The sequence below is a fragment of the Streptomyces sp. NPDC058092 genome (genome assembly GCF_042884935.1).
GTDB lineage: Bacteria > Actinomycetota > Actinomycetes > Streptomycetales > Streptomycetaceae > Streptomyces.
Genome location: NZ_JBHVSY010000001.1, coordinates 515,297 through 537,605, shown reverse-complemented (window position 1 = coordinate 537,605; position 22,309 = coordinate 515,297). Strand labels below are relative to the sequence as shown.

General features: G+C 70.6%; 29 protein-coding genes. 17 read left to right on the top strand and 12 right to left on the bottom strand.

What is annotated here, in order from left to right; translation table 11 throughout:
- Position 1 precedes the first annotated feature (1 nt).
- From ACFVV1_RS02580 to ACFVV1_RS02520, 13 genes are all read left to right on the top strand, one after another.
- On the top strand, positions 2-1,228 hold the full coding sequence (locus ACFVV1_RS02580) for a poly-gamma-glutamate hydrolase family protein (protein WP_389983260.1): 1,227 nt from the start codon (positions 2-4) through the stop codon (positions 1,226-1,228).
- 12 nt (positions 1,229-1,240) lie between these two features.
- Positions 1,241-1,573: a hypothetical protein gene (locus ACFVV1_RS02575; protein ID WP_389983257.1), complete on the top strand. Its 333-nt coding sequence runs from the start codon at positions 1,241-1,243 to the stop codon at positions 1,571-1,573.
- Between the two features lie 64 nt (positions 1,574-1,637).
- On the top strand, positions 1,638-2,519 hold the full coding sequence (locus ACFVV1_RS02570) for an N-acetylmuramoyl-L-alanine amidase (RefSeq protein ID WP_389983254.1): 882 nt from the start codon (positions 1,638-1,640) through the stop codon (positions 2,517-2,519).
- 2 nt (positions 2,520-2,521) lie between these two features.
- A complete protein-coding gene (locus tag ACFVV1_RS02565; protein ID WP_389983251.1) occupies positions 2,522-2,755 on the top strand; it encodes a hypothetical protein in 234 nt (77 codons plus the stop codon).
- A gap of 29 nt (positions 2,756-2,784) precedes the next feature.
- Positions 2,785-3,051: a hypothetical protein gene (locus tag ACFVV1_RS02560; RefSeq protein WP_389983249.1), complete on the top strand. Its 267-nt coding sequence runs from the start codon at positions 2,785-2,787 to the stop codon at positions 3,049-3,051.
- Positions 3,048-3,770 (top strand): collagen-like protein, encoded by a 723-nt coding sequence (locus ACFVV1_RS02555; RefSeq protein WP_389983246.1) that lies wholly within the window; start codon positions 3,048-3,050, stop codon positions 3,768-3,770. The genes ACFVV1_RS02560 and ACFVV1_RS02555 overlap by 4 nt, the downstream gene beginning before the upstream one ends.
- 133 nt (positions 3,771-3,903) lie before the next feature.
- On the top strand, positions 3,904-5,154 hold the full coding sequence (locus ACFVV1_RS02550) for a helix-turn-helix domain-containing protein (RefSeq protein WP_389983243.1): 1,251 nt from the start codon (positions 3,904-3,906) through the stop codon (positions 5,152-5,154).
- A 102-nt stretch (positions 5,155-5,256) separates the two neighbouring features.
- Positions 5,257-5,403 (top strand): hypothetical protein, encoded by a 147-nt coding sequence (locus tag ACFVV1_RS02545; protein WP_389983240.1) that lies wholly within the window; start codon positions 5,257-5,259, stop codon positions 5,401-5,403.
- Positions 5,400-5,588: a hypothetical protein gene (locus tag ACFVV1_RS02540; protein ID WP_389983237.1), complete on the top strand. Its 189-nt coding sequence runs from the start codon at positions 5,400-5,402 to the stop codon at positions 5,586-5,588. Before ACFVV1_RS02545 ends, ACFVV1_RS02540 begins: the two co-directional genes overlap by 4 nt.
- Positions 5,585-5,746, top strand: coding sequence for a hypothetical protein (locus ACFVV1_RS02535; protein WP_389983234.1), 162 nt, complete (start codon positions 5,585-5,587; stop codon positions 5,744-5,746). Before ACFVV1_RS02540 ends, ACFVV1_RS02535 begins: the two co-directional genes overlap by 4 nt.
- 96 nt (positions 5,747-5,842) lie before the next feature.
- Positions 5,843-6,037, top strand: a complete 195-nt coding sequence (tgmA, locus tag ACFVV1_RS02530; RefSeq protein WP_389983231.1) for a putative ATP-grasp-modified RiPP — start codon at positions 5,843-5,845, stop codon at positions 6,035-6,037.
- A gap of 1 nt (position 6,038) precedes the next feature.
- Positions 6,039-6,998, top strand: coding sequence for an MvdC/MvdD family ATP grasp protein (locus tag ACFVV1_RS02525; RefSeq protein ID WP_389983228.1), 960 nt, complete (start codon positions 6,039-6,041; stop codon positions 6,996-6,998).
- Positions 6,986-7,357 carry a hypothetical protein gene (locus ACFVV1_RS02520; protein ID WP_389983225.1) on the top strand — a complete coding sequence of 124 codons (372 nt, stop codon included), beginning with the start codon at positions 6,986-6,988 and terminating at the stop codon, positions 7,355-7,357. Before ACFVV1_RS02525 ends, ACFVV1_RS02520 begins: the two co-directional genes overlap by 13 nt.
- 45 nt (positions 7,358-7,402) lie before the next feature.
- On the opposite strand, the gene ACFVV1_RS02515 is transcribed toward ACFVV1_RS02520, so the two are convergent.
- Entirely contained in the window at positions 7,403-7,636 is a 234-nt protein-coding gene (locus ACFVV1_RS02515; protein ID WP_389983222.1) for a helix-turn-helix domain-containing protein, read from the bottom strand.
- 643 nt (positions 7,637-8,279) lie between these two features.
- Between ACFVV1_RS02515 and ACFVV1_RS02510 the strand changes: the two genes are divergently transcribed.
- Positions 8,280-8,759 carry a VOC family protein gene (locus tag ACFVV1_RS02510; RefSeq protein ID WP_389983220.1) on the top strand — a complete coding sequence of 160 codons (480 nt, stop codon included), beginning with the start codon at positions 8,280-8,282 and terminating at the stop codon, positions 8,757-8,759.
- Between the two features lie 69 nt (positions 8,760-8,828).
- Here the strand turns inward: ACFVV1_RS02510 and ACFVV1_RS02505 are convergent, their stop codons facing one another.
- Positions 8,829-10,304: an MFS transporter gene (locus tag ACFVV1_RS02505; RefSeq protein WP_389983217.1), complete on the bottom strand. Its 1,476-nt coding sequence runs from the start codon at positions 10,302-10,304 to the stop codon at positions 8,829-8,831.
- Between the two features lie 102 nt (positions 10,305-10,406).
- Here ACFVV1_RS02505 and ACFVV1_RS02500 point away from each other — a divergent pair, with 102 nt between their 5' ends.
- Positions 10,407-11,018 (top strand): TetR/AcrR family transcriptional regulator, encoded by a 612-nt coding sequence (locus ACFVV1_RS02500; protein ID WP_389983215.1) that lies wholly within the window; start codon positions 10,407-10,409, stop codon positions 11,016-11,018.
- Positions 11,019-11,060: 42 nt separating this feature from the next.
- Here ACFVV1_RS02500 and ACFVV1_RS02495 read toward each other — a convergent pair whose 3' ends face one another.
- From ACFVV1_RS02495 to ACFVV1_RS02475, 5 genes are all read right to left on the bottom strand, one after another.
- A complete protein-coding gene (locus tag ACFVV1_RS02495; protein ID WP_389983212.1) occupies positions 11,061-11,684 on the bottom strand; it encodes a nucleotidyltransferase domain-containing protein in 624 nt (207 codons plus the stop codon).
- 62 nt (positions 11,685-11,746) lie between these two features.
- Entirely contained in the window at positions 11,747-12,673 is a 927-nt protein-coding gene (locus tag ACFVV1_RS02490; RefSeq protein ID WP_389983209.1) for an NAD(P)H-binding protein, read from the bottom strand.
- Positions 12,670-13,029, bottom strand: a complete 360-nt coding sequence (locus ACFVV1_RS02485) for a DUF952 domain-containing protein (RefSeq protein ID WP_389983206.1) — start codon at positions 13,027-13,029, stop codon at positions 12,670-12,672. The genes ACFVV1_RS02490 and ACFVV1_RS02485 overlap by 4 nt, the downstream gene beginning before the upstream one ends.
- A 295-nt stretch (positions 13,030-13,324) precedes the next feature.
- Positions 13,325-14,344: an NAD-dependent epimerase/dehydratase family protein gene (locus ACFVV1_RS02480; RefSeq protein ID WP_389983929.1), complete on the bottom strand. Its 1,020-nt coding sequence runs from the start codon at positions 14,342-14,344 to the stop codon at positions 13,325-13,327.
- A 118-nt stretch (positions 14,345-14,462) separates the two neighbouring features.
- Positions 14,463-15,416 (bottom strand): LysR family transcriptional regulator, encoded by a 954-nt coding sequence (locus tag ACFVV1_RS02475; protein WP_389983203.1) that lies wholly within the window; start codon positions 15,414-15,416, stop codon positions 14,463-14,465.
- A 277-nt stretch (positions 15,417-15,693) separates the two neighbouring features.
- Between ACFVV1_RS02475 and snpA the strand changes: the two genes are divergently transcribed.
- Positions 15,694-16,350 carry a snapalysin gene (snpA, locus tag ACFVV1_RS02470; RefSeq protein ID WP_389983926.1) on the top strand — a complete coding sequence of 219 codons (657 nt, stop codon included), beginning with the start codon at positions 15,694-15,696 and terminating at the stop codon, positions 16,348-16,350.
- A 117-nt stretch (positions 16,351-16,467) separates the two neighbouring features.
- Here the strand turns inward: snpA and ACFVV1_RS02465 are convergent, their stop codons facing one another.
- The 5 genes from ACFVV1_RS02465 to ACFVV1_RS02445 all read right to left on the bottom strand — a co-directional run bounded on the left by ACFVV1_RS02465 (position 16,468) and on the right by ACFVV1_RS02445 (position 21,591).
- Positions 16,468-16,827 carry a GntR family transcriptional regulator gene (locus ACFVV1_RS02465; RefSeq protein ID WP_389983200.1) on the bottom strand — a complete coding sequence of 120 codons (360 nt, stop codon included), beginning with the start codon at positions 16,825-16,827 and terminating at the stop codon, positions 16,468-16,470.
- A 2-nt stretch (positions 16,828-16,829) separates the two neighbouring features.
- Positions 16,830-17,813 carry a DUF1648 domain-containing protein gene (locus ACFVV1_RS02460; RefSeq protein ID WP_389983198.1) on the bottom strand — a complete coding sequence of 328 codons (984 nt, stop codon included), beginning with the start codon at positions 17,811-17,813 and terminating at the stop codon, positions 16,830-16,832.
- Positions 17,814-18,012: 199 nt separating this feature from the next.
- Positions 18,013-18,681, bottom strand: a complete 669-nt coding sequence (locus ACFVV1_RS02455; RefSeq protein ID WP_389983196.1) for a DUF6304 family protein — start codon at positions 18,679-18,681, stop codon at positions 18,013-18,015.
- Between the two features lie 318 nt (positions 18,682-18,999).
- Positions 19,000-19,995 carry a family 2 encapsulin nanocompartment cargo protein polyprenyl transferase gene (locus ACFVV1_RS02450; protein ID WP_389983923.1) on the bottom strand — a complete coding sequence of 332 codons (996 nt, stop codon included), beginning with the start codon at positions 19,993-19,995 and terminating at the stop codon, positions 19,000-19,002.
- A gap of 189 nt (positions 19,996-20,184) precedes the next feature.
- On the bottom strand, positions 20,185-21,591 hold the full coding sequence (locus ACFVV1_RS02445; RefSeq protein ID WP_389983193.1) for a family 2B encapsulin nanocompartment shell protein: 1,407 nt from the start codon (positions 21,589-21,591) through the stop codon (positions 20,185-20,187).
- A 189-nt stretch (positions 21,592-21,780) separates the two neighbouring features.
- Here ACFVV1_RS02445 and ACFVV1_RS02440 point away from each other — a divergent pair, with 189 nt between their 5' ends.
- Positions 21,781-22,230, top strand: a complete 450-nt coding sequence (locus ACFVV1_RS02440) for an RrF2 family transcriptional regulator (RefSeq protein WP_389983190.1) — start codon at positions 21,781-21,783, stop codon at positions 22,228-22,230.
- The last annotated feature ends 79 nt before the right edge of the window (positions 22,231-22,309 follow it).

Here is a 22,309-nt window from a genome sequence, read left to right as displayed (position 1 = left end):
CGTGGCTGACACGTACAGCAACTTTGCGCAGTTGGCCGCAGCTGAAAAGGAGGGCACCGCGTGGCGCCGAACCGCGGTCGCCCCAGCGGGCGCGACCTGGGCGGCAATAGCCATTCACGGTGGCGGGATCGAGGGCGGGTCGGGGGAGTTGGCCCGCGAGATCTCGGCAGCTGGTACGCGCATGGCGTACTACGAGTTCGCCGGGCTCAAGGCCAGCAACAACGTCTCGTTGCACATCACTTCGACGCGCTTCGATGAGCCGATGGGGCAATCCCTTGTGGCTGCGGTGCGACGGTGCTTGTCCTTCCATGGATACGTAGGCACCGATGGTGTGCCCGAGACCGCGATCGGCGGACTCGATGCCGACTTGGTCGCCCGGCTCGCTGGCACGTTGACGGCCGCCGGGTTCCTCGTTACCACCGCCCCGAGCGAGATCGCGGGAACTGACCCGCTCAACATCTGCAACCGCACCAGCGGCGGCGGCGGGGTGCAGCTGGAAATGTCCCGCGCGCTCCGCAACAGCTTCTTCCCCGGCGGGGAGAACACAAAGGCCGTGCGGGATTCCGGCGCCCGTACCGCCGAGTTCTACCGGTACGCCTCGGCCGTTCGTGCCGCCCTGATGGGTCGCGGGTTGATGACCATGGGCACCGTCAATTCCTCGCGGTGGGCGCTAATGCCGGGGCCGAGCTCAAACGTCAACCTGTCTGCCACGGTGGGCACAACCTCGCTCGCTGCGGGAGGTGGGCAGTTCCTCGCCTTCGTGGCTCGCGCCACCGACACGAACAACTGCTACGTGGCCCGCGTCGAGTTCTCGTCCACGCAGACGGTAATCCTGACGCTCCGAAAGCGGCTCGCCGGGACGGAAACGCTGCTGGTGCAGAACACCACCGGCCTCACCCATACCGCGGCCAGCCGTTTCGGGCTTCGGCTCCAGGTGACAGGGACAACGCTCCGCGCCCGCGTCTGGCCCGCCACCGCGCCGGAGCCGACCGCGTGGCAGCTGGAGACCACGGATACGGACCTGACAGGCACGGGGCAGGTGGGAATGCGCGCCATCCTGTCAACCGCCTACACCGGGACGCTTCCGACCGTGGCGTCCTGGGGGGATTTCGACGGGGCCAGCACCGTACAAACCTTCGCTGTCACCCGAGCCGTCAACGGCATCATCAAACCGCAGGCCACGGGCACTAACGTCCGGCTCGCTCAGCCCACCATCGTCGCCCTGTAAGGAGCTGCGCCCATGGCTGTACCAGCCACCCCGTGGCAGCCCGGTATGCGGATCACCGCGCTGCGCCTCGCGGCGAAGGACTATCAAGCCGGCGTCGTCAACATCAGTTTCACCAACCTGACCAGCTACACACAGAACTTCACCTTCGCCGAGCCGTTCCCGGTCGTGCCGATCATGAACTGTGAGATTGCGTCCGGGGCCGGTACTACTGGCCGTTTCGAGGTCCGGCCGATCAGCGTAACGGCCACCGGATGGACCCTTTTCGCGCTGCTCACCGACGCAGCCGAGGGCCCCGACACGTGGGCGAACATCCCTGTTCACTGGGTTGCCCGGATGCCGACCTGACACCACTGCACCGTCCACTGCCCCGCGCCGCCCGGCCGGGGCTTTTCTCATGTCTGGAGGCCTGATGGCCACTCCCCTGTCCGCCTCGGTGGTCCTCACCGCGCTCCGTGCCGAGGGCGTTCGCGTTGTCGAAGTCGGCAACTGGCGCACCCATAACCGCGCTGGTCACGGCGCGTGGGGCCCGCTCAACGGGTCGATCGTCCACCACACGGTCACGAAGGGCACCGCGTCCACCGTCGCGATGGTCCGCGACGGGTACGCGTCCCTGCCGGGCCCGCTGTGCCACGGAATGATCGGCAAGGACGGCGTCGTGCACATGGTCGGCTGGGGCCGCACCAACCACGCCGGCGGCGGTGACCCGGCCGTCCTCGCGCAGGTCATCGCCGAGTCTTACGGCACCCGCCCCACCCCGCCCACGAAGGGCAACGCGAACGGGACCGATGGCAACTCCCGGTTCTACGGCTGGGAGTGCGAGAACCTCGGCGACGGCAAAGATCCCTGGCCCGAGGCGCAGTACCAGGCGATCGTCCGCGTCCAGGCCGCGCTCTGCCGGGCTCACGGCTGGTCAGCGAAAAGCGTCATCGGCCACCTGGAGTGGAGCTCGGACAAGGTCGACCCCCGCGGCTTCACCATGGCGCAGCTCCGTGCCGACGTTGCCGAGCGCCTCAAGCACCCCGCGAGCTGGTCACCGACCAAGACCGCCCCCGCGCCGGAGAAGCCCCCGGCCCCGAAGCCGACCACGCCGGCCCCGGCCCCCGCGCCGTCGACGGACGATCGCGTGAAGGCCCTGCACGCCAACCTCCTCGCCATCGGTGAGATCGGCACCACCGCGAAGGGCACCTCGTCCGGCCGAGTCGAGCACGGCGCCGGCTACTTCCTCGCCCACATCCTCGAGGAGGTCCGCGCCCTGCGCGCCGACGTCGCCATCCTGAAGAAGGAGTCCTGACCGTGACGAAGCAGCTGCTGCTGGACCTGGGCGAGCGCGCGGGCTGGACCGGGGCGCAGGCCGCGCTCGGCCTGGCCGTCGTGGAGCTCGCCGACCTCCCCACGTGGTGGGCTGCCCCGCTGGCCCTGGCCCTGTCCTCGGCGAAGGGCTGGGTGGCGGGACGACTCGGAAGGAAGGGCACCGCGTCCACGCTGACCGCAGCCGCCGACCCGGCGTCCCTCGCCCGGGGCGTCTGAGCTGCCGTCTGAGCGCACTGGAGGACCGTGTGGACGCTGCCATGCTGACCGCGCTGGGTGCACTGCTGGCCTCGCCGGTAGCAGCGGCAGCGGCCATGTACGGCTCCCGGGGCGCGACCAGGGCGACCCGGGAGGGCGGAGCATTGACAGGCTTCAACAGCTTGACCGACCAGCTACAGGAGGAACGGAAAGAACTGCGCTCCGAGCTGGCCACACTGCGCAGTGACCTCGCGGCGGAACGGGCAGAGAGCGCCCGTCTGCGGCTGCTGGTCACCCAGTTGGGAGGCACGCCATGACGCGGGCCGAGCGCCTCTTTTACCGGCGCCGCTACCTGCTGTGGATCGTGGCCGCGCTCCTCTTCCTCGGCGGTGGCCTCGCGGTGGCGTTCCTCCAGATCGATCAGGCGGAGAGCCGCGCGGACCGCCTGGCCGCCGAGGCGGACCGGCGCGGCAACGCGGTCACGACACTGGCCACCGACGTGCGGACCCTGCGGTCACAGGTCAAGGCGCGCGGCGACACCCCTGCAGCGCCGGATCCCGAGCAAGCCGTCGACGACCTACCCGCCCGAGCCGAAGTGCCCGTACCGATCCCTGGCCCGCCGGGGCCGGCAGGAGCAAAGGGCGACCGCGGACCGGCCGGGCCAGCCGCTACGCCCGTCCCCGGACCGTCGGGACCGTCCGGACCGTCCGGACCGATTGGGCAGGTCGGGCCGATTGGGCAGGTCGGGCAGGCTGGGGCTGACTCCACCGTCCCGGGGCCGACCGGGCCGAAGGGCGACACCGGGCCTGCTGGTCCTGCCGGCCCCGCAGGAAAGGACGGCGCGAGCGGGAAGGACGGTACGAACGGCCGCGATGGCGCCAACGGGCAGACCTGCCCGGCCGGGTACAGCCTCCAGCCACCGCCAGGCGACCCGGACGCGCTCGTCTGCCGCCGGACCACGCCGTCCAACCCGGACCCTGCCCCCTCGTCGAGCCCTACCGTGGCCGGTCTTCCCGCGGACCGCCGCCGCTCATGAACAACGCCCCCTGTTCCGGCTTCGGCCGGCGCGGGGGGCGGTTTCGTGCGTCTGGGATCAGGTGACGGGCACCACAAAAAGGGCCCTGCCCCATACCCTGACAGTGACGAGCTGTTCAGAGAGGGGCAAGGCCATGCCAGATGATGCTACCCCGGACCCGTACGCCGACCCCATGGCATTCGGTCAACGCATGCAGATTCTCCGTACGAAGCGCGGCATGTCCCGTCCGGTGGTGGCTGGCTTGCTGGGCATGTCCCCCTCGTGGGTGAAGCAGGTGGAGACGGGACAGATGGGCATGCCGAAGCTCCCGATGGTCCTGCGTATCGCCGAGCTGCTGCGTGTCCGGGACCTCTCCGACTTGACTGGCGATCAGTCCGCTCCCGTGGATCTGTTCATCGGTCCGGGCCATTCCCGACTGCCGGCAGTCCGAGATGCGGTCAACGCGCTGGCCCTGCGCACGGATCGGGAGGCGCCTTCGGCTGAGCACATGGCGGCCAGGCTCGAGAAGGCATGGACGGCCCGGCACGAGGCGGCGAACCACCGTGAGGTCATCGGCGAGTTGCTGCCCGACCTGATCCGTGATTCCCAACTGACTGTGCGGCAGTCGGACTCGGCGGTGGATCGGCGCGCGGCCCAGGCCGTGCTCTCCGAGGTCTACTCGCTGTCGCAGTTCTTCGTGGCGTACCAGCCTGACAGCGCCTTGCTCTGGCGCGTGGCCGAGCGCGGCATGGTCGCGGCGCAGGAGTCGGAGGACCCGCACGCCATCGGCGTGGCCGCGTGGCTGGCCGCGCAGGCTCACCGCGATACCGGTCGCGACCACTTCGACGCTGCGGACGCCATGACCATGGAGGCGCTCGGCTACCTCGAGAGGTTCCTCCCCGACGCGGACGACCGTGTGCGCGCCATCACCGGAGCCCTCCAGTTCGAGGCCGGATACACCGCCGCCCGACGCGGCGAGAAGGGGGCGGCATGGGGGTGGTGGGACAAGGCAAAGGCCACCTCTAGCAGGCTCAGCCCCGGCTACTACCACCCGATCACGAGCTTCTCGCAGGCCATCATGGGCGCCCACGCAGTGACGGTAGCGGTGGAGCTGCGGGCCGGCGGGGAGTCCGTACGACAGGTCATCGCGGCGGATACGGCCACGATCCCGTCCCGGCCGCGGCTGGCCCGACACCGGATCGAGGAGGCCCGCGCCTACCAGCTCGACGGCCAAGCAGAGACCGCGCTCGCCACGCTGGAGAAGGCACACAAGGCAGCCCCCGAGACGATCAAGTACAACGGGTACGCACGGCGGATCGTGCTGGAGGAGACGGAATCCAGGGTCCCCGCCCGGCGGCAGCGTGCTGCGGCCCTGGCTGACCAACTCGGTTTGCTCGCGGCCTAGTTCGAACCCATGAGCGAGGGGCAGGATTCCTGCCCCTCGTTTGCTGTGCGCGCCCCTACGGTCTGAGCATCACTCAAACGACCGGGGGGACGAGCGCCCGTGATGACGATCAAGGTGTACGAGGTGGACCGCTACGGCCGAACGCGCGTCATCCGCCCGGAGGCCGAGGTCACCCCGCTCAAGACCGTAGAACCCCGTACCTCGTTCCCGGCCTGCGAGTGCGACCAGTGCAAGGCCCAGCAGCCGTGACCGCCCAGACGGAACCGGTCGCCGCGCCGGAACCGGTCGCCGCGCCGGAAGCCGCGTACCGCGCCTTGATCGGCCACACCTACAGCTGCGCCACCTGCCGCGCCGGGGCGTCCTGCCCCACAGCGGTACAGCTCGGCCGCACCTGGCGGGAAACCCGCGGCCCGATGCGGAAGGCCCGCCGATGAAGACCGAGTCGACCTACAGCATCACGCACTGCTGCTGGGACATGGACCCGAAGACCAGCGCGCGCTGCACCCTGGAGCCTGAGCACGACGGCGACCACTACACCCCGCATACGACGCCGTGGAACCAGCCGGGCCAATCATGGCCCGCCCGGTGCTGACGTTCGCACGCCCAAGAACTCCCGCCCCGGCCGATGCGCTGACCGGAGCGGGCTGCACAGAGAGAAGTCAGAAGCCACGCAACCACGGAGGTAGCAGTGACAACACCCTTCGCTCTCCCGTACGCCACCCCCCGCCCGTCGGAACCGGCGGCGCCCTACACCTTCGACCCCGCCAGCCAGATGAACACCTGCCCTGACGGGACGCTGGCCGCGGTGAACTACCCCGTCCTCATGAGTACGGCCAGCACCACCTCCACGGCGGGCAGCGCGACCCACAACGACGACGACTGACATGACCGTCCTCATCCTCACGTCCGAGGAAGACGTCACCGCGGACATGGTGGTCCACCGCCTTGTCCAGCAGGGGACACCCGTCCTGCGGGTGGATCCTGCCGATATTCCCGGCCGTGTGGCCCTCACCGCCCGCATCAGTGCGGGCGGTGGGGTGGCCGGGCGCATCACCACTGACCGCCAGTGCTTGGCCCTCGGCGACGTGCGGTCCATCTGGCTGCGCCGTCCCGGCCGCCCGGGGGCCGGAGCCACCGAGCAAGCGGAATGGGTGGCCACCGAGACCGAGCGGGCGTTCTACGGCGCTCTCCGGGCCAGCAGCGCCCCCTGGATGAACCACCCGGACGCGGTGAATCGGTCCCGCTACAAGCCCTGGCAACTGCGCGCGGCCCACCAGGTGGGCATGCACGTTCCGGACACCATCTTCACCACCGTCCCGGCCGCCGCCGAGAAGTTCGCGGCCGACGGGCCGGTCATCGTGAAGTCCGTCAGCGGCCGGCATCCCGAGGACCCGCCGGTCACCCTGCCGACGTGCCGCGTGGAGCCGGGCGCTGACTTCGCCGGAGTCGAAGCGTCCGCGACGTGCCTGCAAAGAGAGGTGGCCAAGACCAGCGACTTGCGTCTGACGGTGGTCGGGGAGCAGATGTTCCCTTGCGTCATCGAGCCGGAGGACGGCCAGACGTTGGACTGGCGGTGGCTTCCGGCCGAGGAATGCACGTGGGCCATACAGGAGATCCCTGCGGCCTTGCGCGCGTCGGTACAGCGGTACATGGCGACGGCCGGCCTGGTGTACGCGGCGCTCGACTTCGCCATCGACATCTCGGGCGAGTTCTGGTTCCTCGAAGCCAACCAGGGCGGACAGTTCGGATTCGTGGAGATCACCACGGGTGCCCCGATCTCGCAAGCCATTGCCGACTGGCTTACTCACCCGTCACCCACTGGAGCGACCCCGTGTCCTGGCTGACCGCCGAGCGCTACCCTCCCGATATGGGCTACTACGACTACACGCCGTTGCAATCCCCGTATGAGATGAGTTGGCCCGCCCGAGACTGCAATACGTGCGGGGACCCCAAGATCTCCTGGGCCTACCCCGTGAGAGAGGTGGACTTTCCGCGGGAGATCACGGCAGACGGCGATATCCAAGAGATCCGTCATGCCGCTCAGCCGTGGTTCGCCTGCAGCCGGTGCTGGCCGCTGGTAGACAAGGGCGACTGGGATCGGCTCGCTACTGAGACCGGAAAGCCTCAGGGGTACTTCGCCGCGCTTGCCGCCGCCAAGGCAAACGGGCCCGCGTATCGGTGGACCGCCTCCCGCTCGCGCTGACGCGGCAGCACTGCCCGGAGCCCCGGCCACACTCGCGGCCGGGGCTCACTCGCGTACGAGGTCGGCAAGCGGCATTCGAAGTGCGGCAGCGATACGAACGAGCGCACTGTAAGACGGATCGCTGGTGCCGCGTTCGATGCGCTGGAGTGTGCGCCGGTTGATATTGGTTATCTCCGCGAAAGCCTCTTGCGTGAGGTTGGCCTGCATGCGGAGGTCCCGTACGCGGTCCCCGAACAGTCGGAGCTGTTCAGAGTTCAGGTCGGGTTGGTCTCGGGGCACTCGACAAACCTGTGACCTGCGTGATCTCGTGTCAGCGACTCATGTGTCGCTTTTTGTGATCATGATCCAGGACGGCCGCCCGTTCGCCGAGCACCCCCGGCGAGCGGGCGGTCTTTCCTGTGCCCGGGGCGGGCTGGGAGACGTGGGAGAAAGATTGGGAGATGATCAAGAGGAGTCGTTGCATTGACCTGCTAGATACTGCGAGATGCTGCAAGATAGGCAGAGCATGTATCCGCAGGTCAGCGCCATATCCGCAGGTCGGCACCCCACCCGACTAGCGTCCCGCTGGATCGACAAGATCTTCTGGGAGACCAAGAAGGCTTGATCGCCCCACCCCGACGGCCGCGGCACCCCGCAGGCCGGACGGGTGATCAGAAGGGCCCGACCGCTTCGACCGGTCGGGCCCTTCCGCGTTGCCGAGGTCCTTCGGGAGACCTGCGTTCCGATCAGCGTAAAGTCAACACCCGGCAGGGGCACGGCCGTTTGCCCGGTGCGGGGCTTGACTCCCCCGCCTTCCCCTTGCCGGCCACGACGCCGGTGCCGATTCCCCCCATATGCGACCGATGAGTTTCCGGGACGGGATCAGTCGGTATGGGTGGACATGCGCACACGACGGGACATGCGCTCACGACAGGAGACAGCGATGACCACCGAGGGCTTCACCACATGTCTGTGGTTCGACGGGCAGGCCGAGGAGGCGGCGGAGTACTACCTCTCGGTCTTCAAGAACTCCCGCCTCGGCAGGATCGGCCGCTACACCGAAGCAGGGCCCGGGCCCGCCGGATCGGCGATGACGGTCGAGTTCGAGATCAACGGCCAGAAGTTCGTCGGGCTGAACGGCGGGCCGCAGTTCACGTTCAACGAATCCATCTCGTTCCAGATCCGCTGCTCGGACCAGGACGAGGTCGACTACTACTGGAGCAGTCTCACCGACGGGGGCGAAGAGGGGCCCTGCGGCTGGCTGAAGGACAGATACCGGGTCTCCTGGCAGGTCGTCCCCGAGGTGCTGATCGATCTGATCGGCGATCAGGACGCCGAGAAGGCCGCGCGGACCACCGCGGCGATGATGACCATGAGGAAGCTGGACATCGCCGCGCTGCAAAAAGCGCACGACGAGGCCTGACGAGGCGAGGACGCCGGACGGCGGTTGGTCCGTCCGGCGTCCTCGCGTCATCGGCGGGTGGGCCCGTGCTCAGCGTCGCGCGCCACCGCTCGCTCGACGCGGGCCGAGGAAGGCGCCGGCGAGCAGGGCGCCGGTCAGGACCAGTGCGGAGTCGACCAGGATCGCGACCGAGACTCCCGACAGGACACCCTCGGGGCCGGTGTCGCCGAGGGCGGACATCCGGGCGGTGGCGACGGCGCTCATCACCGGGATGCCCATGGCGATGCCGACCTGCTGGGTCATGGTGGCGAGGCCGGTGGCCAGGCCCTGCTCCTCGTCGGGGAGTCCGGAGGTCGCGGTGACCATGAAGCCGACGATCACCAGCATGTTGCCGATGCCGCCGATGAAAGTGGCCACCAGCAGGAGCCAGATCCAGGACGCCGACGTCCCGAGCGCCACCAGGGAGAGCGTGGCGACGGCCTGGATGACGCCGCCGGTGACGATGGTCCTGCGGCTGCCGAAGCGGCCGACCGCACGGCCGCCGAACGCGCCGCCGATCACGGTGCCGATGCCCAGGACACCGAAGGCGAGACCGGTGGCGAGCGGTGAGTAGCCGAGGACTTCCTGCAGGTAGAGGGTGAGCAGGAAGACCAGTGAGGTCTCGGTGACGAAGGCGATCAGGCCCGCGGTGTTGCCCCAGATGACGCTGCGCCGCTTCAGAATGCGTACGGGAACCAGGGGCGCCGCGGCCCGCTTCTCGACGGACCGGAAGGCCAGGAGGAGCGCGAGTCCCGCGAGGAGTGCGGCCAGCGTGGTGGGCGTGGTCCAGCCGGACTCACCGGCCTGGGTCAGACCGTAGACGAGCAGGAGCAGTCCGCCCGTGACGGTCACGGCTCCGGGGACATCGAGCCGGGGGCGTTGCACGGGGCGCGAGTCGGTGATGACGGCCGGGGCGAGGGCCACCACCAGGGCGGCCACGGGCACGTTGATGAAGAAGGCCCAGCGCCAGGAGAGCAGATCGGTGAGCAGGCCGCCGAGGATGGCCCCGGCGGTGAATCCGGCGGACATCAGTGCGCCGTTGAGGCCCAGCGCGCGTTCCCGTAGCGGGCCTTCCCTGAAGGCCGTGGTCAGCAGGGCGAGTCCGGCCGGGGTGACGGCGGCCGTGGCGAGACCCTGCAACACCCGGGCTACGAGCAGGACTTCGGGCGAGGTGGCCAGTCCGCCCAGGGCGGAGGAGAGGCCGAGGACGACCATGCCGCCGAGGAACAGCCGTTTGCGGCCCACGAGATCGGCGACGCGGCCGAACAGCAGCGTGAAGCCGGCGGCGGCGAGTGCGAACGCGGTGGCGATCCATTGCAGATGGGAGAGGGAGAAGCCGAGGCCCTCGCCGACGACCGGCAGTGCGACGTTCAGGATCGAGAAGTCCACGGCGATCATGAACTGGGCGCCGAGGAGAAGCGCGAGGACCAGCTTCTGCCGTCCTGTCATGCGGGTCTTCGAGGACGGGGCGGGCGGAGGAGCCGTTTCGGCGATGTCGGGGGACGGGGCCCGGCCGGGTGCGGACATGATTGACCTTCCTCAAGGAGAGGCTTTAACGGGACTGTGGTTCCGTTAATATGGAAGGCACCGTAGCAGGGGAAGGCTTATTAATGGAACTGGAGGCCCGTTATGGCGTCTGAGGGTGTGGAGCCCGGCACCGTCCGCCCCGGTGGCCGTACCGCCCGGGTCCGTGAATCGGTCCTGCGGGCCGCGGGCGACGCCCTGGCCGAGCACGGCTTCGACCGCCTGGACCTCGCCGATGTCGCGCGCCGCGCGAATGTCGGCAAGACAACCGTCTACCGGCGCTGGGCCACCCCCACCGGCCTGATCGCCGACCTGCTCTACGACATGGCCGAGCAGTCCTCACCCCGTACGGACACGGGCTCGCTGGCCGAGGACCTCAGGGCCAATGCCCGCCTGGTGGTCACCACCCTCACCGACCCGCGGCAGGGCGCCCTCTTCAAGTCCGTGATCGCCGCGGCGACCTGCGACCCGCGCACGGCCCAGGCGCTGCACCGCTTCTACGCGATCCGCATCAAGGAGTGGTCCGACTGTGTCACCGAGGCCGTCGAACGCGGGGAGCTGCCCGCCGGCACGGACGCGGACGAGGTGATCCGCGCCGTATCGGCCCCCCTCTACTACCGGCTGCTGGCCAGCGGCGATCCGCTCGACGAGACCGCGGCGGACCGTGCCGCCGAGGCCGCGGCGGCGGCGGCCCGGGCGGGTGCGTACGTGAGGTGAGGCGGGGGTGGTCGGTCGGCCTCGCCCCACGCGCCCGCCGCGTCAGCCTGCCGGGTGGGCGCGCAGACGCGCCGCCCACGGATGGCCGGCGCCCTGGGCCAGAGTGATCGTCTCGGTCAGCCAGGCGCGCTGGTCCGCGGTCAGGACCGGCAGCGCCGCCGCGAAGTCCTGTTCGTCCTTGGGGCGCGGGGACTTGGCCTTGTACAGGAGCTGCACCTCCGGGGAGAGGTACGGGACGCCGTCCGTCGAGACCCGGCCGAGCCGGTCGAGCGGGAGGCGGATGCGGGGGTCGCGGCGGAACAGCCAGTCGGCGCCCTCCGCTTCGTCGAGCATGAGCTGGATGCGCCAGGGTTCGGCGGGGCCGGGGCGGCACCAGACGTCGTGGACGTACGGCGGCAGGACCTCGCCGGGGAGCCAGCGGCGCAGGGTGCCGGGCGGGTCGGCGGCCCACCATTCCCAGTCCGCCAGGATCTGCTGGGCGGTGAGCTGGTCGCGGCGCAGCAGGAGTACGTCGATGTCGCCGTGGTCCCGGAAGGTGTGGCCCACGGCGAGTTCGACCGCGTATCCGCCCGCGATCCACCAGGGGGCGCGCAGCGGGGCGAACAGTCGGGCGGCCTCTTCGAGCGGGGGCGGGTCCCAGGGGCCCCAGGGGGTCTCCGTGCGCATCGGCTGCCTGCTCCCTTTCTCACCTCGCCCCTCCTCCTCTTCCGGGGTCGCCCGGCGGGAGGTCAGTCCGTCTTGAGCAGATGACGACAGCTGTCCGGATGCTCCCTCAGATACGTGGCCAGGCTCATCGCCGGATGCCCGGTGAGGTTCGGTACCGCGTCCGAGACCGTGGACATCTCGCCGGTGGCGATGGCCTCGTACGACGTCACCCAGCCGGCCACCTCCCAGTCCTCCACGCCGTAGTGCGCCCGTGAGGCGTAGGCCTCCTCGCGGGTCTCCGGTACGTAGGTGACGGTCCGGCCGGTGGCCCTGCCGAGCTCCTCGGCCGCTTCGGCGAGGGTGAACGCCTCGGGGCCCGTGAGGTCGTACGTGACCCCGTCGTGGCGCATGCTGTCGGTCTCGGTGTCGGCCAGCAGCACGGCGGTCGCGGCGTCCGCGATGTCCTCGTGCGCCACCGCCGCCACCCGGCCGTCGCCGCCGGGACCGCGCAGCACCCCGTCGGCGCCGGTCATCGCCGGGATCCCGGCGAGGTACAGGCTGTCGCGCAGGAAGGTGTAGCGGACCTCGGCGACCCGGATGTGCGCCTCGGTGTGCCAGTGGTCCCGGGCGAAGGTGAACGTGGCCTCCGGCGCCGCTCCGAGGAAGGAGAGGTACACGATCCGTTCGACGCCCACGGCGACCGCCGCGTCCACGGCCGTCGTGTGCTGGCGCACCCGGTCGGGGCTCTCGTGCGCCGAGACGAGGAACAGGGTGTGCGCCCCGGCGAGGGCGCGGCGCATGGCCTCCCCGTCGCCGTAGGGGGCGGGCGGTGCGGCGACGGCGCCGGGCAGCTCCGGCAGCCGGGACGGGTCGCGGCCCAGGAGTCGCACGGGTACTCCGGCACGCACGAGGCGCTGTGCCACACGGCCGCCGACCGCACCGCCGGCGCCGGTGACGGCGACGATCGGGGCGGCCTGGTCCGTGGGGCCTGTGGGGGGTGCGGGATTCATGCGCGGTCGCCTTCCTTGCGCGGCCAGGTGCGTACCTCCACGACCGCGTCCACCGGGACGGGTCCGTAGATGTGCGGGAACTCCTCGCCGCCGGGCGTGGCGGGCTCGTACCGTACGGGTACCGGGAGCCGGGCGGGATCGATGACGAGAACCACCAGATCCTGGTCGGGTGCCCCGGCCCGGCTCCCGGCGCCGTACAGCATCTCGGCCACGCCGTCGAGCTGGTGCGGCAGCGAGCAGTGGATGAAGCCCTCTTCGTGCAGGGTGCGGCCGCGGGTGGACATCTCGTACGTCCCGATCCCGCGGGCCGCCTCCCACAGGGGGCCTTCGGTGAGGTGCAGCAACAGTTCGGCCATGGGCCAACGCTAGCTGCGTCGACGCGTCCTACGGGCCATCAGCGTGGCCGCCGGTCCGGCGGCGAGCAGAACCGCCGCGATACTGCCGAGAATCCATTCGCCGCCATGGGAACTCGCGTTCGGGAGCTGTCCGCCGGGGTGAGGCTTGTGCGGCCTGGTGCGGGTCGGGGTGGGCTTGGGCGGGGGTGTGGTGTCCGCGGGGTCGGGGTGGGTGTTGGTGTGGGCGGGTCCGTCAGCGATTCAGCCCGATACACCGGGACACTCGGGGGCCGTGTCGGGGTACAGCGGGCGCGCGTCAGGCCGTTTCCGCGAGCAGGCCGGCCTCCACCCGTGGGTCCAGGCCGACCGCGGGCCGGTCGGGCCGGTGCGGCGCTTCGCCGCCCAGTCCCTCCAGCCATTTCCAGGTGTCCGCGACCGTCTCCTCCACCGGCCGGCAGTACAGCCCGGCCGCGTACGCCTTGCTGACGTCGCCCTGGTGCAGGGTGTCGTACAGCTCACCCGGCGGCAGCCAGACCGGCAGATCGCTCCAGGGCTCCACACCTGCCGCGAGGATCACCTCGGCGGGGATCCAGCGGAGCGCGGCGTCGGAGCCGGTGGCGCGTACGCAGGCGTCGAGCAGCTGCCCCATCGTGGCGTGGCCCGGACGGCTGACCAGGTTGTACGGTCCGTACAGTCCGCCGCGGGCCGCGTCCAGGAGCCAGTTCGCCAGGTCACGGGCGTCGATGTACTGGAGTTTCAGATCCGGTGTGCCCGGGGCCGGTACGGTCCCACCGCGGGCGATCCGCGAAAGCCACCAGGGCAGCCTGCCGACGTTCTCCCAGGGGCCCAGGATCAGTCCCGCGCGGGCGAGGAGGGCCCGGTCCCCGAAGGCGTCGAGCGCGGCCAGTTCGCCGCCGCGTTTGGCGACGGCGTACGGGACGTCCCCGCCCGCGTCGGGCGAGGCACCGGCCACCAGCGGGCCGTCCTCGGGCAGGCCGGCCGGGGCCGGGTAGTCGTACACGGAGCGGCTGGAGACGTACGTGTACCGCCCGGCCCGGCCGGCCAGCAGACGGGCCGCGTCCCGTACGGCCGTGGGGGCACCGCTCCAGGTGTCGACGACCAGGTCCCAGGCGTACGCACCCGCGCGGCGTCCGGCGGCTGCGGCTGCCGCTTCGGCCAGCGTGGCAAGGCCTTCGCCGGTGGTGCGGTCGCCGAGGAGTTGCGTCACGCCCGGCAGGGGCGCGTGGTGGCCGCGGTGGAACACCGTGACCTCCCAGCCGCGCGCGAGCGCCGCCTCGGTGACGGCGCGACCGACGAATTCCGTACCACCCAGCATCAGAAGCCTCATGGGACCGACTCTGCCCGAGGGGCGGCCGGGCAGGTACCGGTTCTCGCTCTCGGCGTAAGAGGGCGGCGACCCTTCCTCGTTCGCCGCGGAACCGGATGCCGGCCCGTCACGGCGTACGGGCGAGCGGGCTGCGGTTGCGCAGCAGCCACTGGTGGTACCCGGCCGCCCGCTGGGCCGCCTCCCGGTAGGCCGCCTCCAGTTCCCCGTACACCGTCGCCATGTCGGCGCCCGGCCGGGACACCAGCAGCAGCCGGACGGCGAGGGGGTCGTCGCGCAGCGGCCGGATCGCCATGTCGTCGCGCGGCCCGGAGGTGGGCTGGCAGGGGGCGACCGCCTCGCCGAGGACGACGAGGGACGCGGCGGTGAGGTAGTCGCCGTGCAGGACGGTCGGGGCGAGCCCGGCCTCGCCGAACACCCGGCGCAGCCCGTCCCATTCGCCGTCCACCGTGGGGTCGACCATCCACCGGTCGGCGGCCAGGTCGCCGAGGTCGACCACGGGCCGGGAGGCGGCCGGATGGTCCCTGGCCATGCAGATGAACTGCGGTTCACGGTCAAGGAGTACGCGCTGCGACAGGCCCTCCGGGACGGCCAGCGGACAGCCCTCGACCTCGTGCACGAAGGCGACGTCGAGCCCGCCCGCCTCGACCGTACGCAGCAGTGCGCGGGCCGATACGTCGACCCGTAGCGAGATGTCCGTATCGGGCAGCCGGAGTCGCAGCCTGCGCAGCCAGCCGCCGATGACCCGGCTGGCGGTGCAACCGATGCGCAGCCGGGGGCCGGAGGCGCGGACCGCTTCGGCCTCCTCCTTCGCGTCGCTGACCAGGGCGGCCATTCCGTCGACCAGGGGGCGGGCCCGGCTCAGGACGGCGCGACCGAGCAACGTCGGGCGGCAGCCGGTTCTTTCGCGGCAGAACAACTCGGCGCCCAGAGCGTTCTCGATCCGCCGCAGCTGGGTGGTCAGGGAGGGCTGGCTCACGCCCAGTCTGCGGGCGGCTCGGTGCAGGCTGCCCGTGTCGGCGATGGCGCACAGCACCCTGAGGTGCCTCACCTCAAGCTCCATACCGTCGAGCGTAGGGCGGCGGGCAGCCCTCGCACCAGACGCCACAATCCCACCAAAGGGCGTGAATTCATCGGGAGTTGACGGAGAGTTCGAACGCCGTACGGGAAGGGCGATAGGGCGGCGCTATCGCCGGTTGACATCATCCGCCACGGCTTTTACTCCCCGACACTCTCTCCGTACCGCACCCGTCCGAGTCCGATGACCGGACGGGTTCATCGGACAGGCAATCGGTAGGAGACCCCCCATGAGACACCCCATGAGACACCCCAGGACCGTCATGTCGGCCGTGGTCGGCCTCGGCTTCGGACTCGCGGCCGCACTGGGCACCGCACCCGCCATCGCCTCCTCTCCCGCATCCGCCGCACCGCCCGCCGCCGCTTCGGAGGCGCACGCGGGCTACACGTCCCACTCCGGGTCGCACGAGAGCGCCGCCGCCAACAAGGCGTTCTTCGAGGCGGTCGCCAAGTCCGTCGCCAAGAAGCGGGCGGCGAACCCGGGCACCCGGTCGGTCACCATCGTCTACAGCACCGCCAACGCGCCGAGCTTCCGCACCCAGATAGCCAACAGTGCGCAGATCTGGAACAGCTCGGTCTCCAACGTCCGGCTGCAGCAAGGCTCGAACGCCGACTTCGCCTACTACGAGGGCAACGACCCGAGCGGTTCGTACGCCAGCACCGACGGACACGGCAACGGGTACATCTTCCTCGACTACGCACAGAACCAGCAGTACAACTCGACCCGCGTCACCGCACACGAGACCGGTCATGTGCTCGGTCTTCCGGACCACTACTCGGGTCCGTGCAGCGAGCTGATGTCGGGGGGCGGCCCCGGCCCGTCGTGCACCAACCCGTACCCCAACGCGAGCGAGCGCAGCCAGGTGAACTACCTGTGGCAGAACGGTTTCGCGGCCGCACTGGCAGGCAACGCCTCCTGACCGCGGTCCGGCCGCTCAGCGGCACCGGGGGCCACCTCGTAGGACGGGGTGGCCCCTTGCGCTTTTGACGGGCGGCCGAACGCCCGCCGCACTGGATCCGGGACGGCCCGCGCCGGCCTACGAGCTGCCCAGTGCGGTACGGACGAGGGCCAGCAGTTCGTCCTCCGTCAGCCCCAACTCGCGTGCGTCCGCGACCACCTCACGCACGCGCTCCTGCAGCCGGGCCCGGTGCGGGGACGCGCCGCCGGTGACGACCGCGCCGCGCCCCCGGCGCAGCTCGATCAGCCCCTCTTCGCGGAGCTGCTGGTAACCGCGCAGCACCGTATGGACGTTGACCCCGAGGGACTCGGCAAGCATGCGGGCGGCGGGCAGACGCTCGCCCGGCACCACCGTCCCCTCGGCGACAGCGCGGCGCACGGACGCCGCGATCTGATCACCGAGCGGCACGGTGGAAGTGGGATCGACCCGGAAGAGCATGGTCAGCGCCCCGCCTGTCGCCGGTCGATCAGGGTGTTCAGGAGCGCGGCCCCGGTCGCCGAGTCGTCGACGGTCACCGCGAACACCCGGCCGCCGGCCAGTGTCGCCACGATTCCCTCACCGGAGCGGATCATGAGACCACTCCGCCCCGGGCGGATCCGGTAGCCCCAGCCACCGTACTCCGCAAGGGGGTTGATGTCGCGGCTGGTCGCGGTCTCGATCCGGTCGAGCGGCACCCTGAGACGCGGCCAGGGGAGCATCCCCGAGATGGTGATGCCGCGCCGGTCCACCACCACGTACGGCCGGGCGAACACGGCCAGCAGCACACCGAGGATCAGCGGAGGCAACGCGACCACCCAGCCCGAGCCGAACAGCAGCACCACCCCGCCGGCCACGAGCACGAGGGCGATCAACGGCCGCCACCAGCCCCCGGCGCTGCGCGCCCATCCGGCGACCTCCCCGTCGCCGAGCGAGATCCGCGCCCCGTCCCCGGCCTGCCCGGTCGCAGCCGGCTGCTCCGGTACGGGACCGAGCGCGGCCAGGACCAGCCCCAGCCCTGCGGCGAGCACGGCGACGCCCAGGGCGACGGCGAGCTGCCACATCGGGAACGACGCACCTTGCGCCTCCCCCTTCGCGCCGTCACCGGCATCCACGTTGGCGAGCAGCACGGCAGCCATGATCCAGCCGAGGAATCCGGCGAAGGCATACCCACCGGCGATCAGCCAGCGGTAGGCCCGCCCATAGAACTTTCCCCGCACCACCGTGAGGGCCCACAGAACACCGGTCACGGCGAACAGCAGGACGTTGGCCACGGCGTACCACGCCTGCCCCATGTGCCCGTTCGCCCGGCCGTCGGCCTGGAAGTGGCTGGCCAGTCGTTCGGGAAGCCGGTCCCGGAAGACGGCGAGCAGCACCAGATCGGCGACGAGCGCGAGCAGGAACGGCAGGGCGGCGACGGTGGCTCTGCCCAGGTTCTTACGCATCATGAAAACCTCCATTGTTTGCATGCTAGTAGAACAATGGAGTTACAGCAAAACCTTGTCGGCATGCTGGTGCCTGGCCAGCCGGCCAGCCAGCCGGCCAGGCTTCGGCGCGCATGCCGATTCGGGCCTGCTGGGCCTGCTGGGCCTGCCGACCGACTGGGCCTATACGGCCGACTGGCAACGCTCCGGCGGGCCGGTATGTTCAGGCCAGTTCCAGCGGGAACGCGCCCCGATGCCCCGTACCGGCACCCCGGTCCGGGCGGGGTTCGTACTCGCGGCAGCTCCAGACCTCCTGGACGAATCCGGTCCGCCGGTCCCACAGGTCCAGGACGTCTCCCTCACCGGCCGCCCCGCGGTAGGCGTCCTTGGCGCCCCGGAAGCACGCGAGGCCGCCGGAAAGGCCACGGCCGGGGGCCGGGAAGTAGTCGGAGAAGGCGCAGGCGATGCAGGTCTGGAGGCGCACCCCCGGTGGCAGGACGCGCTGGATCGTGGCGAGCGCGGAGGCGAAGTCGCTCTCGGCGCGGTGGGATCTGTACGCGGCCCCGCCGAACTGCAGCTCCAGGTAGAGATACGGATCGGGGCGGCGCAGCGACAACAGGCAGCTGAGCGTGGCCTGATGGACGGCTCCGTCCCAGAGGACCGGGAGCGGCAGGTCCCACTCCAGGACGCAGTCGCCCAAGGCGCCGTCCACCAGGGCGAACAGGCCGTCGGCCGGCGGCGTGCCGGCCACCGGGGCAAGACTGTCGAAGCTTTCGCCCTCGAAGTCGATGCCCCTGATCCGGAGGCGGAGTTGCTGTCCGTCGGTGGTGAGGATGACGGCGTCGGAACCCTGTCGGTCCCGGTACCACCCTGCCCATGACTCATCTGTCATGGGCACGGACTGTAGCCCGTGCCGATGACAGTCGCTCTGCCGCCCTCCTCTTCGCCTCACGAGCCTTGTGACCTCGGCACCTTGCCCCGTTCTCCTCCTTCCGTTCTCCTTGCCCCGTTCCTCTTCCTCCGTTCTCCTTCTGCCGTTGCCCTTGCCCCGTTCCCCGTTCCCCGTGCTCGGTTGTTCTTCCGCCGTTCCCTTCCTCCGCCCCCTTCACCGTTCTCGGCTCCGGACTCTCGGCTCCGGACTCTCGGCTCCCTTCTCCGCGCCCCCTCCGGTCCCGCTGCCGCCGCCGGTACCGCTTCCTCCTCTCCGGGCTCAGTGCGTCCTGCGGGTGACGAACTCCGCCAGGGTCAGGAGGTCGCCCGCCGGGGCCAGGTCGGGGACCGCCCGGGACAGGTGGTGGACGGCGCGTGCCATCCGGTCCGCCGCGCAGACCTGCGCCCAGTCCCGGCCGCCGGCCCGGTCGACGGCATCGGCGGCGCGGCTCACCTCGCCGGGGGTGTTCATGGCTCCCCGGTAGAGCGCGGCGAGTTCGGCCGCTGCCGGGGTGCCGGAGGTCAGTGCGGCGACCACGGGCAGGGACTTCTTGCGGGCGACGAGATCCGCCCCGACCGGCTTCCCCGTCTGTGCGGGATCCCCCCAGATGCCGATCAGATCGTCGATGAGCTGGAAGGCGAGGCCCGCCTCCCGGCCGAATCCGTCCATCGCGCCGACGGCCCGCTCCCCCGCGCCGGCGTACAGCGCTCCCAGCGCGCAGGCGCAGCCGAGCAGGGCGCCCGTCTTGGCGGTGGCCATGGTCAGGCACTCGTCGAGCGAGACCTCGTCCGGATCGCGGTCCTCGAAGGCGCAGTCGGCCTGCTGGCCCGCGCAGAGCTCGATGACACAGGTCGAGAGCCGTGCCGAAGCGCCGGCCGAGGCCGGGCCGGTGTCCTCGGCCAGCAGTCGCTGGGCGAGGGCGAGCACGGCGTCGCCGGCGATGACCGCATTCGGGATGCCGAAGACCGCCCAGGCCGTGGGCCGGTGCCGACGCGTCCGGTCCTCGTCGATGACGTCGTCGTGCAGCAGGGTGAAATTGTGGACCAGCTCCACGGCGACGGCCGCCCGTACCGCCCGTTGCGGGTCGCCGCCCAGCGCGCGGGCGGCGGCGAGGACGAGGGCGGGCCTGATCGCCTTGCCCGCCTGTCCCGACGACGGGGTGCCGTCTGCCTGCTGCCAGCCGAAGTGGTACATCGCGACGCGGCGGATCGATCCGGGCAAGGAGTCGACCGCGGCGCGCAGTTCGGGATCGACGAGGGTCCGGGTCTGTTCCAGGAGGGCCGGGGCCTCATTGCCCCGGGTCGCGAGGGCGGCCGGGTCGTCGTCACCCGGGGCCCGGGGTGTCGGTGATTGAAGTGCGTGGTGGGTCTTCACTGGGGCGTCCTCCCGATGCCGCCCCGGGCACGGCTGCCCGGTGGCGGAGGTTGACGGGGCCCGGACTCTGCCGTCCGGGCCCCCGAGCGGCTACCGCCAGCGGCTGACCTCGACGTTTTCCAGTACGCCGAGGGCGTCCGGTACGAGGATGGCCGCGGAGTAGTAGGCCGTCACCAGGTAGGAGATGATCGCCTGCTCGTCGATGCCCATGAAGCGGACCGACAGGCTGGGCTCGATCTCGTCGGGGATGCCGGTCTGCTGGAGTCCGATGACGCCTTGCTCGGCCTCACCCGTCCTCATGCAGATGATCGACGTGGTCCGGGCGTCGGTGATCGGGATCTTGTTGGACGGGAAGATCGGTACGCCCCGCCAGGCCGGCACATGGTGTCCCCCGACGTCCACGCTCTCCGGCACCAGACCGCGCTTGTTGCACTCGCGGCCGAACGCGGCGATGGCCCGCGGGTGGGCGAGGAAGAGCTTGGAGCCGCGGCGACGGGAGAGCAGTTCGTCCATGTCGTCGGGGCTGGGCGCCCCGTCGTGCGGCTGGAGGCGCTGCCCGTAGTCGCAGTTGTTGAGCAGGCCGAACTCCCGGTTGTTGATCAGCTCGTGCTCCTGGCGCTCACGCAGCGCCTCGACCGTGAGCCGCAACTGCTGCTCGGTCTGGTTCATCGGCTGGTTGTAGAGGTCGGCGACCCTGCTGTGGACCTTCAGCACGGTCTGGGCGACGCTCAGTTCGTACTCGCGCGGCGCCGCCTCGTAGTCGACGTACGTGTGCGGGACGACGGCCTCGCCGACATGACCGGCGGAGACGTCGATCTCCGCCTCGCCGTACTTGTTGGTGCGCTGCTGCGGGACACTGAGCAGCCCGGCGAGATGGGTGCGGAGCGAATCCGCGCGCTCGGCGAGATTCAGCACGTCGGCCCGCCTCAGCGTCAGCACCGTGCAGGCGGTGACGGCACGGGCCGTGTACTCCCAGACGGCGTCGCCGTCGATCAGGGCGTGGTCGCCGAAGTAGGCCCCGTCGGCGTGGATCCCGAGCACCGTCTCGTCCCCGTACGGGCCGGTGCCGACCTTCTCGACCTTGCCGTGTGCCAGCAGGAAGACACGGTCCGCCGCGTCCCCGGCGCCGGCCAGTACCTGCCCGGCGGCGATTTCACGCTGCTCGCACCGGCGGGCCAGCTCACCGAGCACCTCCTCGTCGCCGAACTCCCGCAGGGCGGGAAGCTCTCCGAGCTCGGCAGGGATGACCGAGACCCGGTCACCGGTCTGCACGAAGGTCACCCGGCCGTCCCCCACCGAGTAGCTCAGCCTGCGGTTCACCCGGTACGCGCCGCCCTGCACCTGCACCCATGGCAGCATCTTCAGCAGCCACCGTGAGGTGATCTCCTGCATCTGCGGAGCGGACTTGGTGGTCGTCGCGAGGTTCCGCGCCGCCGCCGTGCCCAGACTCTGCTGCGGCGGCACCGGCGCGTTCTGAACCTCTTCACCAACGGACATCTGACGTCCTCTCGATCATCGGCTGACCTGCACGAAGAAGCCTTTCAGTACGGAGAGTCGGCACGCCATTACACAAAAGAGTGTGACTATTCGGGCTTTGGGCTGGGCACGACGCTCAGCAATGCCCACCCGGTGCCCGCGGGCAGCTTTAATTTGCATCCTCAATGCAAATTATCTAGCGTGAGCGTCATGCGGCTGACGAGATTCACCGACGTGGCGCTGCGTGTACTGATGCGCCTCGCCGTCGTGGAGAACGAGGACCCGCCGACCACCCGGGAGGTGGCGGCGACCATGCAGGTGCCGTACACCCACACCGCGAAGGTCGTCGCCAAGCTCCAGCACCTCGGCCTCATCGAGGCGCGCCGGGGCCGCGGCGGCGGGCTCAGCCTCACCGGAGCGGGCCGGTCCGCCTCGATCGGCGAACTCGTCCGGGAGCTGGAGGGGCCGGGCGACGTCGTCGAGTGCGAGGGCGCCACACCCTGCCCCCTGCGCTCGGCCTGCCGGCTGCGCGGCGCCCTGCGCCAGGCGGAGGAGGCCTTCTACGCCTCGCTCGATCCGATCACCGTCGCCGAACTCGTCACCTCCCCCACGGGGCCGCTGCTGATCGGCATCAGCAGGGGCCGCCCGGCCGCCGGCTGAGCCGAGGCCGAACCACCACACACCCCCGCCCACACCACGGGCGCCATCGCCCCGTTTCTCACTGTCCAAAAATACGAAT

Bases quoted from the DNA above. Each gene is read 5' to 3' on its own strand.
- ACFVV1_RS02575 (WP_389983257.1), top strand. From the start codon at position 1,241: ATGGCTGTACCAGCCACCCCGTGGCAGCCCGGTATGCGGATCACCGCG.
- ACFVV1_RS02570 (WP_389983254.1), top strand. From the start codon at position 1,638: ATGGCCACTCCCCTGTCCGCCTCGGTGGTCCTCACCGCGCTCCGTGCC.
- ACFVV1_RS02555 (WP_389983246.1), top strand. From the start codon at position 3,048: ATGACGCGGGCCGAGCGCCTCTTTTACCGGCGCCGCTACCTGCTGTGG.
- ACFVV1_RS02550 (WP_389983243.1), top strand. From the start codon at position 3,904: ATGCCAGATGATGCTACCCCGGACCCGTACGCCGACCCCATGGCATTC.
- ACFVV1_RS02545 (WP_389983240.1), top strand. From the start codon at position 5,257: ATGACGATCAAGGTGTACGAGGTGGACCGCTACGGCCGAACGCGCGTC.
- ACFVV1_RS02535 (WP_389983234.1), top strand. From the start codon at position 5,585: ATGAAGACCGAGTCGACCTACAGCATCACGCACTGCTGCTGGGACATG.
- ACFVV1_RS02525 (WP_389983228.1), top strand. From the start codon at position 6,039: ATGACCGTCCTCATCCTCACGTCCGAGGAAGACGTCACCGCGGACATG.
- ACFVV1_RS02510 (WP_389983220.1), top strand. From the start codon at position 8,280: ATGACCACCGAGGGCTTCACCACATGTCTGTGGTTCGACGGGCAGGCC.
- ACFVV1_RS02505 (WP_389983217.1), bottom strand. From the start codon at position 10,304: ATGTCCGCACCCGGCCGGGCCCCGTCCCCCGACATCGCCGAAACGGCT.
- ACFVV1_RS02500 (WP_389983215.1), top strand. From the start codon at position 10,407: ATGGCGTCTGAGGGTGTGGAGCCCGGCACCGTCCGCCCCGGTGGCCGT.
- ACFVV1_RS02495 (WP_389983212.1), bottom strand. From the start codon at position 11,684: ATGCGCACGGAGACCCCCTGGGGCCCCTGGGACCCGCCCCCGCTCGAA.
- ACFVV1_RS02490 (WP_389983209.1), bottom strand. From the start codon at position 12,673: ATGAATCCCGCACCCCCCACAGGCCCCACGGACCAGGCCGCCCCGATC.
- ACFVV1_RS02485 (WP_389983206.1), bottom strand. From the start codon at position 13,029: ATGGCCGAACTGTTGCTGCACCTCACCGAAGGCCCCCTGTGGGAGGCG.
- ACFVV1_RS02480 (WP_389983929.1), bottom strand. From the start codon at position 14,344: ATGCTGGGTGGTACGGAATTCGTCGGTCGCGCCGTCACCGAGGCGGCG.
- ACFVV1_RS02475 (WP_389983203.1), bottom strand. From the start codon at position 15,416: ATGGAGCTTGAGGTGAGGCACCTCAGGGTGCTGTGCGCCATCGCCGAC.
- snpA (WP_389983926.1), top strand. From the start codon at position 15,694: ATGTCGGCCGTGGTCGGCCTCGGCTTCGGACTCGCGGCCGCACTGGGC.
- ACFVV1_RS02465 (WP_389983200.1), bottom strand. From the start codon at position 16,827: ATGCTCTTCCGGGTCGATCCCACTTCCACCGTGCCGCTCGGTGATCAG.
- ACFVV1_RS02460 (WP_389983198.1), bottom strand. From the start codon at position 17,813: ATGATGCGTAAGAACCTGGGCAGAGCCACCGTCGCCGCCCTGCCGTTC.
- ACFVV1_RS02455 (WP_389983196.1), bottom strand. From the start codon at position 18,681: ATGACAGATGAGTCATGGGCAGGGTGGTACCGGGACCGACAGGGTTCC.
- ACFVV1_RS02445 (WP_389983193.1), bottom strand. From the start codon at position 21,591: ATGTCCGTTGGTGAAGAGGTTCAGAACGCGCCGGTGCCGCCGCAGCAG.
- ACFVV1_RS02440 (WP_389983190.1), top strand. From the start codon at position 21,781: ATGCGGCTGACGAGATTCACCGACGTGGCGCTGCGTGTACTGATGCGC.